Here is a 13,808-nt window from a genome sequence, read left to right as displayed (position 1 = left end):
ATCTCGCCTTGAAATCATACGTTGAATGGCACAGATTCGGGCCGCTTTGGTCTTGGACATCGTGGTAAACGATACCTGCAACACCGCAGAGGACGAGCATCCGATGATGAACAGCAACAAAATTCTGACGGTCTCCTATGGCACTTTTTCGTGCACGCTGGAAGGCTTCGACGACAGCTTTGGCACGATGAAAGCCATCGCCGAGTATTTCCGTGATCTGGCATCAGATGACCGTTACTTTGGCGCAGAGCCGCCGCAACCCGATGCGGAGATGTTAGCGCGTATTGCACAAAAAGAGGTGTCGCGCCGGGTGCAAGCCCGCGAGCAGGAAGGCAAGATCGTGTTGAGCGCTTTGGAAGATCAAAGCGCCCCCCCGTCGGGCATCGCCGCGCCCCATGAGGCGCAGTCGGCCCCGGCCCCGCAGGCGGCGGCACCTCAGCCAGCCGCGTCTGAGCCTGCTACACCGGTAACAACGCCCGCCGATACCGCCGTATTGGATGCCCAAATTGCGGATACGGCCGCCGTTGCAGCAGAGCAGCCGAAAGAAGCGCCTGTCACTGTCGAAGCCCCTGTTGCGCAGGAGGCGCCCTCTGTTGAAGCGGAGGCACCGGTTGCGGAAGCTCCTGCGGATGAAGCAGACGTGCCTGCGGAAGAAACGCCCAAGGATAAGGCTGAAACGACGGAGGCCGAAGCCTTCTTTGCAAGCAGCCCGCAGCCTCAGACCGACTACGAGGATGAGGCGCAGAGCGCCACCGTTGAAGACATTCCCACGGCCCCCACGCCCCCCGCCGACAGCATCGCCGCCAAACTCCAGCGCATCCGCGCCGTTGTTGCGCAGCAGGACGAGGGCGAAGGCTATGACGATGAGGACGCCGCGAACACCGCCGCGCCTGAAATGGTCGCCGATCACAGCGAGACCGCGCAAAACGATGCCGCCATCACTGCGGCGCGTCGCGAGATCGAAGAGGCGTTGGAAGCCGATGAGGCCGCCAATGCCATTGCCGAGCAAGAAGCAAGCGAGGCCGAGGACGACGATCTGGCAGACATCCTGAACCGTCTGGAAAAGGGCGACGCCCCTGCGGCGGCGGATGCGGCCTCTGAACCAACGCGCGACGAGGCGGAAAAGCCCGCGCCGCGGGGTCGGGTGATCCGGGTCCGCCGCGCCGAACTGGACGCCGCCGTGAGCCGTGGCGATCTGGAAGAGGTGACTGAAGCCAAGCCCGAGCCCGCGCAGGACAACAGTGACACAGCCGCCAAAGCCGATAAAAGCAGTTCCTCCCTGTCGCCAGAGGACGAAGATGATCTGGCGCGTGAGCTTGCCGCTTTGGAAGCGGAATTGGCTGGCACGGCGCCAGTGGAGCCGGAAGTCGAAGCGGTAACGCCAGAGATTGAAGATACGCCTGAGGTCGAAGCCGAGGTCGACGAAGCCCCAACGGCAGAGGACGCGCCCGACGCCATCGAGGCCACAGAGACCGAAGCGGAAGAGCCGCGTGTTGAGGATGTGGAAACCCACACTGCCGTTGAGGAGCCCGCGAAAGACGCAGCGGCACAGGCCGCACGCCGCAGCCTGCCCACCATCGACGACGAGACCAGCCCCGATATGTCGCGCCTGATGGCTGAGACCGACAGCAAAATGGGCGAGCCGGAAAGTGCCACACGTCGCGATGCCTTTGCCCATCTGCGTGCTGCCGTGGCGGCGAAAAAGGCTGACGAAGCCATGGGGGGCCGTGCAACGACCGCCACCTCCGACGACGCCTATCGCGAGGATCTTGCCGAAGTGGTTCGTCCGCGCCGTCCAGTCAGCCGTCCGGCCCGCACCGAGCGTCCCTCCGGCGATGCACGTCCCGCGCCATTGAAGCTGGTGGCCGAGCAGCGCATCGATGTTGAGCAACTGCGCCCGACAGGTCCGGTGCGCCCCCGCCGTGTTGCCGCTGTGGTGGAACCGTCCAACGCCAACCCTGACGCCGAGAGCTTCGCTGATTTCGCAACAGATATGGGCGCGACCAAATTGCCTGAACTGCTGGAAGCGGCTGCGTCGTATATGTCTTTTGTCGAAGGCCGCGATCAGTTCTCGCGCCCGCAATTGATGGGCAAGGTCCGCTCGGTCGGGCTGAATGAGTTCTCCCGCGAGGACGGGCTGCGCTCCTTTGGTCAACTGCTCCGCGCAGGCAAGATCGAAAAGATCAAAGGTGGGCGGTTCACCGTGTCGGAAGACATCGGCTACCGCCCTGATCACCGCGCGGTTGGCTAAGTCCAGACCGCGGCAAAGATACGAAAAAGCGCCCCACGGGGCGCTTTTCTTGTTTCAGTCCTCTGCATCGGGATCGGCTTGGCCGACCCCTTTGAAAACGAACCGCAGCGGGATCGCCCAGATGAGCCCCAGCAGAATATAGATGCCCAATTCCAGCAGGACCGGAGGCCTGTCGAACTGCGCCACGGCCCAGACCGCGACAGCGATGTAGCTGGGCAGCCCGACGAGCAGGATAAGCAGCGCCCAACGGCGCCGGGCTTTGTAGCTCAATGCCACCGGATCAATCCGCAAAGGGGTCGGTCACCAAAATGGTGTCTTCCCGCTCCGGCGAGGTGGAGACCAACGCGACCGGGCATTGGATCAACTCCTCGACCCGGCGCACGTATTTGATCGCATTGGCCGGCAGATCGGCCCAGCTGCGCGCGCCTTCGGTCGATTCGGACCAGCCCGGCAGTTCTTCGTAGATCGGCACGCAGCGCGATTGCTGTTCAGCTGCCGTCGGCAAATAATCGAGCCGCTCACCGTCGAGATCATAGCCCACGCAAACCTTTAGCGTCTCGAACCCGTCGAGCACGTCAAGCTTGGTCAGGCAGATGCCAGTAATGCCGGAAGTGGCGCAGGTCTGGCGCAGCAGCGCCGCGTCGAACCAACCACAGCGCCGCTTGCGCCCGGTGGTCGTGCCGAACTCATGGCCGCGCTCACCCAGGCGCTGGCCGTCTGCATCTTCCAATTCGGTCGGGAACGGGCCTTCGCCGACGCGGGTGGTATAGGCTTTGACGATGCCCAGCACATAGTCGATGGCGGTCGGCCCAAGGCCCACGCCGGTCGCTGCCTGCCCCGCGATCACATTTGAGGAGGTAACGAAGGGATAGGTGCCAAAGTCGATGTCGAGCAGCGCGCCCTGTGCGCCTTCGAAAAGGATGCGCTTGCCCGCTTTGCGCTTCTCGGCCAGCACCTTCCAGACGGGCGCCGCGAAGGGCAGGATTGTCGGCGCAATCTCTTGCAGTTGCGCAATCAGCGCGTCCCGGTCGATGGCCTCGACGCCCAAGCCTTTGCGCAGCGGATCATGGTGCTGCAAGGCGCGGTCAACGCGGGCTTCGAGGGTGGCCGGATCGGCCAGATCAGCCACGCGGATGGCGCGGCGGCCGACTTTGTCCTCATAGCAGGGCCCAATACCGCGACCGGTGGTGCCGATCTTGGTGCCCTTGCTCGCCGCCTCTTCGCGGGCGCGGTCCAACTCACCGTGGAACGGCAGGATCAGCGGGGTGTTTTCCGCGATCATCAGGTTCTCGGGGTTGATCTCAACCCCCTGCCCTTCGATGGTCTCGATCTCTTTCAGCAGGTGCCAAGGGTCGAGCACCACGCCATTGCCGATGACAGACAGCTTACCGCCGCGCACCACGCCCGAAGGCAACGCGTGCAGTTTGTAGACCTTGCCGTCGATGACCAGCGTGTGGCCCGCGTTATGCCCGCCCTGAAAGCGTGCGATGACGTCGGCGCGCTCCGAGAGCCAGTCCACAATCTTGCCTTTTCCTTCGTCACCCCATTGGGCGCCGACAACGACGACATTGGCCATGTTATATTCCTTTGCGATGTCCCGCGCCCGTATAGCGACAGTGGCGACCTTGTGAAACTGCAAAATCGTCGCGCCCCAAGGCTGGGAGCGGTGCAGGTTTCCAAACGTCCGGTACAGTTTTTTGGGCCAGAAAGAACGGGAGCGCCTAGGAAGCCGGGCGGGAAGAAATGGACTGGAGCGGCGCGGTCGGGCAGGTCCAGAGTGCGAAGGCCACCGAGCTCTTTTTACCTAGTTGTGGCAAAGGCTTCATTTTCTTGAAAACTATCCATGCCCGGATTAGCGGATTTTGTGCTATAGTAAGGCTACGAAGCGAGTCTGCACCACCTTATTTCCAGGATTGCCCTCTTACATACTGTGGTTGAGTACTGCTTCAAAAGACCGCCGTCCCCATGCGGCGGTCTTTGCTTGTGGTAGACGTTTTCTAGTCGCCAACCCCTCCCTGTCACGGATTGGATCGCTGCTGCGCACCAATCCACCCTTGCCCCCATGGGCAAAGACGCATAGATACCCGCCAACCAAAACCGAAAGCAGTCTCGCCCATGGAAAATGTCGTTCTGATCATTCACCTGATTCTGGCCCTTGGCCTGATCGCCGTGGTGCTGCTGCAACGGTCTGAGGGCGGCGGCCTTGGCATCGGGGGCGGCGGTGGTGCTGTCTCTGGTCGTTCGGCTGCGACCGCTCTGGGCAAGATGACTTGGATCCTCGCGATCGGCTTTATCGCTACCTCGATCACGCTGACCATCATCGCGGCTGAAAAATCCGCAGGCTCTTCGGTGATCGACCGGTTGAGCGCCACACCGCCTGCGCAAAACCAAGAGGGCAGCCCTGCACTGCCGTCGGGCAATGATTTGCTGCCCCCATCGGCCGACAGTGACACGCCTTTGGTCCCTGCGGCTGATTAACTTAGCAAACACAAAACCTTGAGGCGCGGCCCGGCTTGGCAACATCATGTTGCGGCGGGCCTTGCTTTGAACATCCGAATCCTATAAGGCTTAAATCCCGTGGTGCTGCGGTTTTCCGCAGCGCGTTTGGCTGGTTTTTGCCTGCAACAAACTTTGAATTCACGGGGGTCTCTGATCACATGGCACGCTATATTTTCATCACCGGCGGTGTGGTCTCGTCTTTGGGCAAGGGGCTGGCCTCGGCGGCCTTGGGCGCTTTGCTTCAGGCACGCGGCTTTTCGGTGCGTCTGCGTAAGTTGGACCCCTATCTTAACGTCGATCCCGGCACGATGTCGCCTTTTGAGCATGGTGAGGTTTTCGTCACCGATGATGGCGCTGAGACGGACCTTGATCTGGGCCACTACGAGCGCTTCACCGGCGTTGCCGCGCGCAAGACCGACAGCATCAGTTCCGGGCGCGTGTATTCCAATGTGTTGGAGAAGGAACGCCGGGGCGACTATCTGGGCAAGACCATTCAGGTCATTCCCCATGTCACCAACGAAATCAAAGACTTCATCGAGATTGGCGATGATGAGGTCGACTTCATGCTCTGCGAGATCGGCGGCACGGTGGGCGACATCGAAGGCCTGCCCTTCTTTGAAGCGATCCGCCAGTTCTCTCAGGACAAGCCGCGCGGGCAGTGTATTTTCATGCATCTGACACTGCTGCCCTTTGTGAAGGCGAGCGGCGAGTTGAAGACCAAACCAACGCAACACTCTGTCAAAGAATTGCGTTCCATCGGCATTGCGCCTGACATTCTGGTCTGCCGTTCCGAAGGGCCGATCCCGGCGAAAGAGCGTGAGAAGCTGGCCTTGTTCTGCAACGTGCGGCCGGATTCCGTGATTGCCGCGCAGGATCTGAAATCGATCTACGAAGCCCCTTTGGCCTATCACCGCGAAGGCCTAGATCAGGCGGTTCTGGATGCCTTCCAAATCACCCCTGCCCCCAAGCCCAACTTGTCGCGTTGGGAAGATGTCGCGGACCGCATTTACAATCCTGAAGGCGAGGTCAAAGTCGCCATTGTTGGCAAATACACCCAGCTTGAGGATGCTTACAAATCCATTGCTGAAGCGCTGACCCATGGGGGCATGGCCAACCGTGTGAAGGTCAAGGTCGAATGGGTCGACGCCGAGATTTTCGATAGTGAGGATGCAGGCCCGCATCTGGAAGGCTTCCATGCGATCCTCGTCCCCGGTGGTTTTGGCGAGCGGGGGACTGAGGGCAAGATCAAAGCGGCGCAATATGCGCGGGAGCATAACGTGCCCTACCTCGGGATCTGTCTTGGAATGCAGATGGCTGTGATTGAAGCGGCCCGAAATGTTGCCGGGCTCAAGACAGCTGGGTCGGAGGAATTCGACCACGAGGCAGGCAAAAAGCGTTTCGAGCCCGTGGTTTACCACCTCAAGGAATGGGTACAGGGCAATTACAAGGTTGCGCGGAAGGTCGATGACGACAAGGGCGGCACCATGCGGTTGGGCGCTTATGATGCTACGCTGGTCGAAGGGTCGCGCGTGGCCGAAGCCTATGGCACGACCACAATCGATGAGCGCCATCGCCACCGCTACGAGGTTGATATCGCGTATAAAGACCAGCTTGAGAAGGTCGGTCTGAAGTTCTCGGGCATGTCGCCCGACGGGAAGCTGCCAGAGATCGTGGAATGGACAGATCACCCTTGGTTCATCGGCGTGCAGTTCCATCCTGAGCTGAAGTCGAAACCCTTTGACCCCCACCCGCTGTTCAAAGATTTCGTGCGCGCGGCGAAGGATGTGTCGCGGTTGGTATAAGCGACGTAGGCCCGTGCGGAAACGCCGGGCCTTTTTGTTATATAGCGACCACCCTCAAGTCCGGGATCAAGTTATAGGCGCCGTGCCAACGCCTGCCCGGACGGACGGGCGGGCGGGCGGGCGGGCGATCTTGCTGCGAATGCGCACCTCTGCAAGCGCATTGGACGACCAAGTGGCATGAATCGAGGTCCGGGCTGCCCACCCACGCGCAGTCGCAGGCCTCACGCTCTTTCGCATTGCGCCCGCCAACCACTCCGCTACACCTGAGCCATGCTCAGCTATCAACATATCTACCACGCCGGGAACCTTGCAGACGTGCACAAACATGCGCTGCTGGCGTGGACGCTGGCCTATCTGACCCGCAAGGGCAAACCGCTTACCTATCTGGAAACCCACGCAGGGCGCGCGCTTTATGATCTGTCGGATGCCGCGGCGGAAAAGACTGGCGAGGCGCGGCAAGGGATCGACAAGGTGGCCAATTGGTTCGCGCCCGACCACCCATATGCGCAAGTCCTACACGGCCTGCGCGAGACACATGGCCCCCGCGCCTATCCCGGCTCCCCCCTGCTGGCGGCGAAGCTGCTGCGTCCCAATGATCGCATCCATTTGGCCGAGTTGCATCCGCAAGAGCATAGCGCGCTTGATCTGGCCATGTCGCCCTATCCGGCAAAATGCCACCTCAGCGATGGGTTCGAGATGGCCTTTGCCCTCACCCCACCGACCCCGCGCCGGGGGATGTTGCTGATTGACCCCTCATACGAGATCAAAACCGATTACGAGACGATCCCGCGCCAGATCGCCAAGCTGAACCGCGCGTGGAACGTCGGGCTCATCGCTTTGTGGTATCCGATCCTGACCAACCGCGCGCATCTGCCGATGCTGGATGTGCTCACCGCCAACCACCCCGACGCCCTGCGCCACGAAGTGCGCTTTCCGCCCGCGCGGCCCGGGCATGGGATGGTCGGTTCAGGCATGTTCGTGATCAATCCCCCCTATGGGCTGGAAACTGAGGCGCAGAACCTCAGCGCCCGTTTCGCTACTTTGACCAAACAGGAGAGCTAACAAATGCCAAAAGGCTATTGGATCGCCACAATGGATATCCACGACGTTGCGATTTACGACAAATACCGCGCTGCCAATGCCAAACCCTTTGCCGATTACGGCGCGAAGTTTCTTGTGCGCGGCGGTACCCAGCAGATCCGCGAAGGCCAGATGCGCAGCCGTACCGTGGTGCTGGAATTTCCCAGCTACGCCGATGCTGTCGCCTGCTATGAAAGCCCCAGCTACCAGCGCGCCAAAGATATTCGCCTCAACGTGGCCGATGGATCTTTGGTGATCGTCGAAGGCTACGATAGTTAACTCCCGACAAGTCATTCAGGAACCACAGTGCGTGATGCGCAGTTCCCATATAACAACCCGATATTTCTGCGTTAAGTGAGCCTCATGCTGTCCCGATTGTTCCCCCGCCGCAAGGCAACGCCCAAGCCGCTGCCGCAGCCCAATGCCCAACTGGCTTTGGGCGCTCTCTTGGTGCGGGTGGCGCTGGCTGACCGCAATTACCGCGCTTCTGAGATCGGCCAGATTGACCGCATCCTCGCCCAGACCTTTGGTCTTAAACCCATTGACGCGGCAAAACTGCGGGCCACCTGCGAAGCGTTGGAGCGTGACGCCCCCGGCACGCCGGAGTTCACCCGTATCCTGCGTGAAGAAGTTGATTACACCGACCGCAAAGCCTTGGGTGAGGCGATGTGGCAAGTAGCGCTCTCGGACGGGGCGCGTAATGATGATGAGGAAATCCAGCTTGTGGCTATTGAGACTGCGCTTGGCCTGTCGGATGAAGACATGGCCGCAGCCCGCGCCAATGCGCTAAACACGCTCTGACACGCCCCAATCTATCCGCGCAAAGGCCAATTGGCCTTTGCCCGCAGCAGGACTATATCGCAAATTATGTTTGGTGACTTTCTCAAGCGGCTGACCCAGCCCGAGCCCGACCCACTGGCCGACAATGACGCCCGCCTTGCGCTGACCGCGCTTTTGGTGCGCATTGCGCGGTCTGATAATGATTACGCCATGAGCGAGCGTCAGTTGATCGACCAGATAGCCGCACGCCGCTACGGGCTCAGCGAACCGGATGCGACCGCTCTGCGCCAACAAGCGGAAGAGTTGGAGGCACAAGCGCCCGACACTGTGCGGTTCACCCGCGCCATTAAAGACGCGGTTCCTTACGAGCAACGCTTGGGCGTGATCGAGACGCTCTGGCAGGTGGTTCTGGCCGATGGCAGCCGCTCAGATGAGGAAGACGCGTTGCTGCGTTTGGTCTCCAGTTTGCTGGGGGTTACCGATACCGACAGCGCCATGGCGCGTCAGCGGGTTGCCGCAAACGATTGACCTTGGGTCAGCCGCGCGGCCTCTGTTTGAGTTACGGAAACGACGTTGCAATCATCAGCGTTTTGTCGCTTTATAGCGCACTGAAACGACAGATTGGCGACCACATCCGTGACCACAGATACTCCGGTTATTCAGATCAAGAACCTTCACAAAGCCTATGGCACATTGGAGGTGCTGAAAGGAGTCGACCTGACCGCGCCGCGCGGGCATGTGATCTCGCTCATCGGGTCGTCCGGCTCAGGCAAATCTACGCTTCTGCGCTGCTGCAACCTGCTCGAAGACAGCCAGCAGGGCGAAGTCATTTTCAAAGGTGAGCCGGTGCGTTGGAAAGGCCACGGCCACCATCGTTGCCCGGCGGACGCTAAACAGGTGCTGCGCATCCGCACGAATCTGTCGATGGTGTTCCAGCAGTTTAATCTCTGGGCCCATATGTCGATCCTGCAAAATGTGATGGAAGCGCCGCTTACCGTCTTGGGCCGCGACCGGGCCGAGGTCGAACGTGCCGCGCGCGGCTATCTGGACAAAGTCGGCATTGGCGACAAATGCGATGTCTATCCGGCCCAACTCTCCGGGGGCCAGCAACAGCGTGCTGCCATCGCCCGCGCCTTGTGTATGGAGCCGGAAGCGCTTCTGTTTGACGAGCCGACCAGTGCGCTCGACCCGGAGTTGGAGCAGGAAGTCGTCAAGGTTATCAAAGACCTCGCCGCAGAGGGGCGCACAATGGTGATTGTGACACATGACATGAAACTGGCGGCCGACGTCAGCGATCATGTCGTGTTTTTGCACAAAGGTCTGATCGAAGAACAAGGGACGCCCGAAGAAGTCTTTGGCGCGCCCAAATCGGAACGTCTGCGTGGGTTCCTATCGGCAACCCAGCCTGCGTAAATAAAAACCAAAGGGAGCAACCTAATGAAGAAGATACTACTGGCAACAGCCGCATTGAGCCTCACCGCAGGCATGGCCGTTGCCGAAAGCCACGGCAAAACCATCCGCATGGGCACAGAGGGCGCCTACCCCCCTTATAACTTCATCAACGACGCTGGCGAAGTGGACGGGTTTGAGCGCGAACTGGGCGACGAGCTGTGCAAACGCGCCGAACTGACCTGCGAATGGGTCAAGAACGACTGGGACAGCATCATCCCCAACCTCGTGTCGGGCAACTACGACAACATCATGGCCGGGATGAGCATCACCGATGAGCGCCGCGAAGTCGTGGCCTTCACGCAGGACTACTATCCGCCCACCGCCTCGGCCTATGTCGCGGCCTCTGAAGATGCGGATATCGAAGGCGGCGTCGTTGCCGGCCAGACGGCCACCATTCAGGCCGCGCATGTGGCTGAAAGCGGTGCCACGCTGATCGAATTCGCCACCCCGGAAGAGACCGTCGCCGCTGTGCGCAACGGTGAAGCGGATGCGGTTTTCGCGGATAAGGACTACCTCGTGCCGATCGTCGAGGAATCCGGCGGTGAGTTGATGTTCGTGGGTGACGATGTACCGCTCGGCGAAGGCATCGGCATGGCGTTGCGCCAGTCCGACGAAGACCTGCGCGAGACTTTTGACGCGGCCATCACCGAAATGAAAGAAGACGGCTCGTTGAACGAACTCCTCAAGAAGTGGTTCGGCGACGAAACCACAATCTACGAGTGATGTAACCTCAGGCGCGCTGCATCCGGCGCGCCTGACTTTCCCTGCGCAAAACCTTTGCGCGGATTAGCCCATGGGGGCATATGTTCTCTTTCTGCACTGACCCATCGCTCCTGAACGACTGGTTCTGGACCGCCTGTTACCTGACAACCGGCGTCCATATGTCGTTCTACCTGTCCTTTCTCAAGGTCTTGCTCCTGCTCGCCGTGACCGCGCCTGTGGCGCTGGCCTTCGGCTTTGGCGGGGCGATGCTGGCGCGGGCGCGTTTTGCGCCGCTCAGTTGGGTTGGTAAGGGCTATATCGCGCTGGTACGCGGTGTGCCGGACATCGCATTTTTCCTGTTTTTCGTCATCGCGCTCGATCAGGGCATCGAATATCTGCGGCACAAGGTTTTGTGCTCTGATTGGGATATGCCGATCCGTCAGGGCAATGATTTCGTGGTCTGCCAAGCGGCCAAGATGCCATTAGGCAATGCCGCGCAATGGGTGCACGAAACCTATGGGTTTGCGCTTGCCGTGTTCACCTTTGCCATCGTCTTTGGCGCTTTTGCCGCCAATGTGCTTTTCGGGGCGATGCGCGCAGTGCCGCATCCGCAGCTTGAAACCGCCGCGGCCTATGGCATGTCCCATCGCCAGACCTTTTGGCGCGTGTTGGTGCCGCAGATGTGGGTCTATGCCCTGCCCGGCCTGAGCAACCTGTGGATGGTGCTGATCAAGGCCACGCCGTTGCTGTTCCTTTTGGGCGTGGAGGACATCGTCTATTGGGCGCGTGAGCTTGGCGGCACCAAGACCGCGCGTTTCACCGATTACCCGCATCCTGACTACCGCATGTGGTATTTCTTGGCGTTGCTGGTGTTCTACCTGATCTTCACCCGCATTTCCGAAGTGGCGCTGGACCGGCTGATGAAACGACTGACACGCGGCCAAGCCACCACCGGCGGCGAAGCCCAGCGGAGGGCCGGCGCATGAGCTGTCTGCAAACCATTCAGGACTACGGTCTGCGCTCGCTCGGCATTGGCGAACGGCTGCTCCCACGTGAAGGGTTCACGCTTTGCGAACAGTTCACGCTGATCGGATCGGGCATGATCTGGAACATCTACTTCGGCGTCATCGCCCTGCTGACCGGGTTTTTCTTTGCCACGGCGCTTGGCGTCGGCAAGGCCAGTGCGAACCCATGGTTCCGCAAGCCTGCGGCGTGGTTCATCTTCATCTTCCGTGGCTCGCCGCTGTTTATTCAGTTCTTCTTTGGCTACTTCCTGTTCCAGACCCTGAAGTCTGAATACGCCTTCTTCGCGCCTTTCACCGCCGCGTGGCTCGGCGCGCTGATCGTGCTCTTTCTTAACACAGCCGCCTATTCGGGCGAAATTTTTTACGGGGCGCTGCAATCCATCCCCAAGGGCGATGTCGAGGCCGCTGACGCCTATGGCTTGTCCGGCTGGTCGCGCTTTCGCCGGGTGATCTGGCCCACCTCGCTGCGGCTGGCGTGGCCCGCCTATACCAATGAGGCGATCTTTCTGTTTCACGCCACGACACTGGTGTTTTTCAGCGGTTTCCCGGCCTGGCAGCAACGCGGCGATGCGCTTTACTACGCGAGCTATTTTGCCGACAAAACCTTTAACCCCTTCGTCCCCTATCCGATCCTTGCGGGCTATTTCATTCTGCTGACGCTTTGCATCATCGGGGTTTTCGGTTTGATCAATTCCCGGCTCAACCGCCACCTGCCCCGTGCACAACGGCGTAAAATTCGCTTGCGTCCTAATCTGATCCGGTAGTACCAAGTATTTGATCAAATTATCCGGCGCGTGGGCGTCGACTGCTTTTGCCTTCGTTCTAAAGGGGGCAACTGGCCTAAAGACATGCCCACCGCCCTTGCAGGTGACGTATGAACAATTGGCTTCGCAAACATCCTCAAGTCCGCACCATCCGTGTGGCAGCGGCTGACCTCAACGGGCAGGCCCGCGGCAAACGCATCCCCACCCGCTTCGCCGATAAGGTGACCGAGGAAGGCACGCGTTTTCCGGTCTCTGTCCTGAACCTCGATATCTGGGGCGAAGACATCGACGACAGCCCGCTGGTGTTCGAGACCGGCGATGCAGACGGCGTGCTGAAACCGACCGAGCGGGGCTTTATGCCGATGCCATGGCTCGACGCGCCTTCGGCCCTGCTGCCGATCTGGATGTTCCGCGAGGATGGCCGCCCCTACCCCGGCGATCCGCGCCATGCGCTGCGGGCTGTGCTGGACCGCTACAAAGCACGCGGGCTGACGCCGGTCTGTGCGGTGGAGTTGGAATTCTTTCTAATCGACGATTCGGGCCGCAACCTTCAGGTGCCGCTCAGCCCGCGTTCGGGCAAGCGTCGCAAGGCGGCTGAGACTATGTCGATCCGCGCGCTGGATCAGTTCGATCTGTTCTTCACCGATCTTTATGACGCCTGCGAAGAGATGGACATTCCCGCCGACACCGCGATTTCCGAGGCGGGTCTGGGTCAGTTTGAGATCAACCTGATGCATTGCGACGACGCGCTGCGGGCGGCGGATGATGCTTGGCTGTTCAAAATGTTGGTCAAAGGGCTCGCCCGCCGCCACGGCTTTGCCGCGAGCTTTATGGCAAAACCTTATGAGGACTACTCCGGCTCTGGCCTGCACACGCATTTCTCGGTGCTGGATCAGGACGGCAACAACGTCTTTGATGACGGCGGTCCGCGCGGTACTGATATGATGCGCCACGCGGTGGCCGGCTGTATGGCCGCGATGGAAGGCTCGGCGCTGGTCTTTTGCCCCCATGCCAACAGCTTTGACCGGATGGTGCCGGGCGCCCATGCGCCGACCGGTGTCTGCTGGGCCTATGAGAACCGCACCGCCGCGATCCGCATCCCTTCTGGCAGCCATAAGGCGCGGCGGATTGAGCATCGTGTCTCGGGCGGTGATGTGAACCCCTATCTGATGCTCGCTGCCGTGCTGGGGGCTGCGATCAACGGCATCGAAGACGGGCTGGAGCCGCCAGAGCCGATCACCGGCAACGCCTATGCCGCCGATCTGCCACAGATGCCGAGCGACTGGAAAACGGCCATCGACTTGTTCGAAGTCTGCCCCCATGTCGCCCGCATCTTTGCGCCCGAAATGGTGCGTAATTTCGTGCTGACCAAGCGGCAGGAATTGCATTACATGCAAGAACTGACCCCACAGGAACAGGTCGAGATCTATCTCGACACCGTGTAACAGGTGAC

The 13,808-nt window shown here is 60.4% G+C and carries 14 protein-coding genes; 12 read left to right on the top strand and 2 right to left on the bottom strand.

Going from position 1 to position 13,808, the window contains the following annotated elements; translation table 11 throughout:
• Positions 1-25 precede the first annotated feature (25 nt).
• Entirely contained in the window at positions 26-2,251 is a 2,226-nt protein-coding gene (locus HTT03_RS12280; protein WP_246253474.1) for a hypothetical protein, read from the top strand.
• A 54-nt stretch (positions 2,252-2,305) separates the two neighbouring features.
• Here HTT03_RS12280 and HTT03_RS12275 read toward each other — a convergent pair whose 3' ends face one another.
• Together HTT03_RS12275 and HTT03_RS12270 are read right to left on the bottom strand one after the other, a co-directional pair.
• Positions 2,306-2,527: a DUF2842 domain-containing protein gene (locus HTT03_RS12275; protein WP_174860067.1), complete on the bottom strand. Its 222-nt coding sequence runs from the start codon at positions 2,525-2,527 to the stop codon at positions 2,306-2,308.
• Positions 2,528-2,531: 4 nt separating this feature from the next.
• Positions 2,532-3,827, bottom strand: a complete 1,296-nt coding sequence (locus tag HTT03_RS12270) for an adenylosuccinate synthase (protein ID WP_174860066.1) — start codon at positions 3,825-3,827, stop codon at positions 2,532-2,534.
• 539 nt (positions 3,828-4,366) lie between these two features.
• On the opposite strand from HTT03_RS12270, the gene secG reads away from it, so the two are divergent.
• From secG to HTT03_RS12215, 11 genes are all read left to right on the top strand, one after another.
• On the top strand, positions 4,367-4,729 hold the full coding sequence (gene secG / locus HTT03_RS12265) for a preprotein translocase subunit SecG (RefSeq protein WP_174860065.1): 363 nt from the start codon (positions 4,367-4,369) through the stop codon (positions 4,727-4,729).
• 179 nt (positions 4,730-4,908) lie between these two features.
• Positions 4,909-6,552 (top strand): CTP synthase, encoded by a 1,644-nt coding sequence (pyrG, locus tag HTT03_RS12260; protein WP_174860064.1) that lies wholly within the window; start codon positions 4,909-4,911, stop codon positions 6,550-6,552.
• A gap of 270 nt (positions 6,553-6,822) precedes the next feature.
• Entirely contained in the window at positions 6,823-7,614 is a 792-nt protein-coding gene (locus HTT03_RS12255; RefSeq protein WP_174860063.1) for a 23S rRNA (adenine(2030)-N(6))-methyltransferase RlmJ, read from the top strand.
• 3 nt (positions 7,615-7,617) lie between these two features.
• The gene (locus HTT03_RS12250) at positions 7,618-7,911 is read left to right on the top strand and encodes a DUF1330 domain-containing protein (protein ID WP_174860062.1); all 294 of its coding nucleotides are present in this window, start codon (positions 7,618-7,620) and stop codon (positions 7,909-7,911) included.
• Positions 7,912-7,995: 84 nt separating this feature from the next.
• Positions 7,996-8,433: a tellurite resistance TerB family protein gene (locus HTT03_RS12245; RefSeq protein ID WP_174860061.1), complete on the top strand. Its 438-nt coding sequence runs from the start codon at positions 7,996-7,998 to the stop codon at positions 8,431-8,433.
• 66 nt (positions 8,434-8,499) lie between these two features.
• Positions 8,500-8,940: a tellurite resistance TerB family protein gene (locus tag HTT03_RS12240; protein ID WP_174860059.1), complete on the top strand. Its 441-nt coding sequence runs from the start codon at positions 8,500-8,502 to the stop codon at positions 8,938-8,940.
• Between the two features lie 108 nt (positions 8,941-9,048).
• A complete protein-coding gene (locus tag HTT03_RS12235) occupies positions 9,049-9,825 on the top strand; it encodes an ATP-binding cassette domain-containing protein (RefSeq protein ID WP_174860058.1) in 777 nt (258 codons plus the stop codon).
• A gap of 24 nt (positions 9,826-9,849) precedes the next feature.
• A complete protein-coding gene (locus tag HTT03_RS12230) occupies positions 9,850-10,587 on the top strand; it encodes a transporter substrate-binding domain-containing protein (RefSeq protein WP_174860057.1) in 738 nt (245 codons plus the stop codon).
• 80 nt (positions 10,588-10,667) lie between these two features.
• The gene (locus tag HTT03_RS12225; RefSeq protein ID WP_174860056.1) at positions 10,668-11,552 is read left to right on the top strand and encodes an ABC transporter permease; all 885 of its coding nucleotides are present in this window, start codon (positions 10,668-10,670) and stop codon (positions 11,550-11,552) included.
• Positions 11,549-12,355 carry an ABC transporter permease gene (locus tag HTT03_RS12220; protein WP_174860054.1) on the top strand — a complete coding sequence of 269 codons (807 nt, stop codon included), beginning with the start codon at positions 11,549-11,551 and terminating at the stop codon, positions 12,353-12,355. Before HTT03_RS12225 ends, HTT03_RS12220 begins: the two co-directional genes overlap by 4 nt.
• A 110-nt stretch (positions 12,356-12,465) precedes the next feature.
• Positions 12,466-13,800: a glutamine synthetase family protein gene (locus HTT03_RS12215; RefSeq protein WP_174860053.1), complete on the top strand. Its 1,335-nt coding sequence runs from the start codon at positions 12,466-12,468 to the stop codon at positions 13,798-13,800.
• Positions 13,801-13,808: the final 8 nt, after the last annotated feature.

Origin of the sequence: Sulfitobacter maritimus (assembly GCF_013346665.1) — a bacterium.
GTDB lineage: Bacteria > Pseudomonadota > Alphaproteobacteria > Rhodobacterales > Rhodobacteraceae > Sulfitobacter > Sulfitobacter maritimus.
The sequence above is the reverse complement of the archived record's forward strand: the minus strand, read 5'-3'. Positions and strand labels throughout refer to the sequence as shown.

What these genes read in the sequence shown, in the direction of transcription:
- HTT03_RS12280 (WP_246253474.1), top strand. Translation starts at nt 26, where the DNA reads ATGGCACAGATTCGGGCCGCTTTGGTCTTGGACATCGTGGTAAACGAT.
- HTT03_RS12270 (WP_174860066.1), bottom strand. Translation starts at nt 3,827, where the DNA reads ATGGCCAATGTCGTCGTTGTCGGCGCCCAATGGGGTGACGAAGGAAAA.
- secG (WP_174860065.1), top strand. Translation starts at nt 4,367, where the DNA reads ATGGAAAATGTCGTTCTGATCATTCACCTGATTCTGGCCCTTGGCCTG.
- pyrG (WP_174860064.1), top strand. Translation starts at nt 4,909, where the DNA reads ATGGCACGCTATATTTTCATCACCGGCGGTGTGGTCTCGTCTTTGGGC.
- HTT03_RS12255 (WP_174860063.1), top strand. Translation starts at nt 6,823, where the DNA reads ATGCTCAGCTATCAACATATCTACCACGCCGGGAACCTTGCAGACGTG.
- HTT03_RS12250 (WP_174860062.1), top strand. Translation starts at nt 7,618, where the DNA reads ATGCCAAAAGGCTATTGGATCGCCACAATGGATATCCACGACGTTGCG.
- HTT03_RS12245 (WP_174860061.1), top strand. Translation starts at nt 7,996, where the DNA reads ATGCTGTCCCGATTGTTCCCCCGCCGCAAGGCAACGCCCAAGCCGCTG.
- HTT03_RS12240 (WP_174860059.1), top strand. Translation starts at nt 8,500, where the DNA reads ATGTTTGGTGACTTTCTCAAGCGGCTGACCCAGCCCGAGCCCGACCCA.
- HTT03_RS12230 (WP_174860057.1), top strand. Translation starts at nt 9,850, where the DNA reads ATGAAGAAGATACTACTGGCAACAGCCGCATTGAGCCTCACCGCAGGC.
- HTT03_RS12225 (WP_174860056.1), top strand. Translation starts at nt 10,668, where the DNA reads ATGTTCTCTTTCTGCACTGACCCATCGCTCCTGAACGACTGGTTCTGG.
- HTT03_RS12220 (WP_174860054.1), top strand. Translation starts at nt 11,549, where the DNA reads ATGAGCTGTCTGCAAACCATTCAGGACTACGGTCTGCGCTCGCTCGGC.
- HTT03_RS12215 (WP_174860053.1), top strand. Translation starts at nt 12,466, where the DNA reads ATGAACAATTGGCTTCGCAAACATCCTCAAGTCCGCACCATCCGTGTG.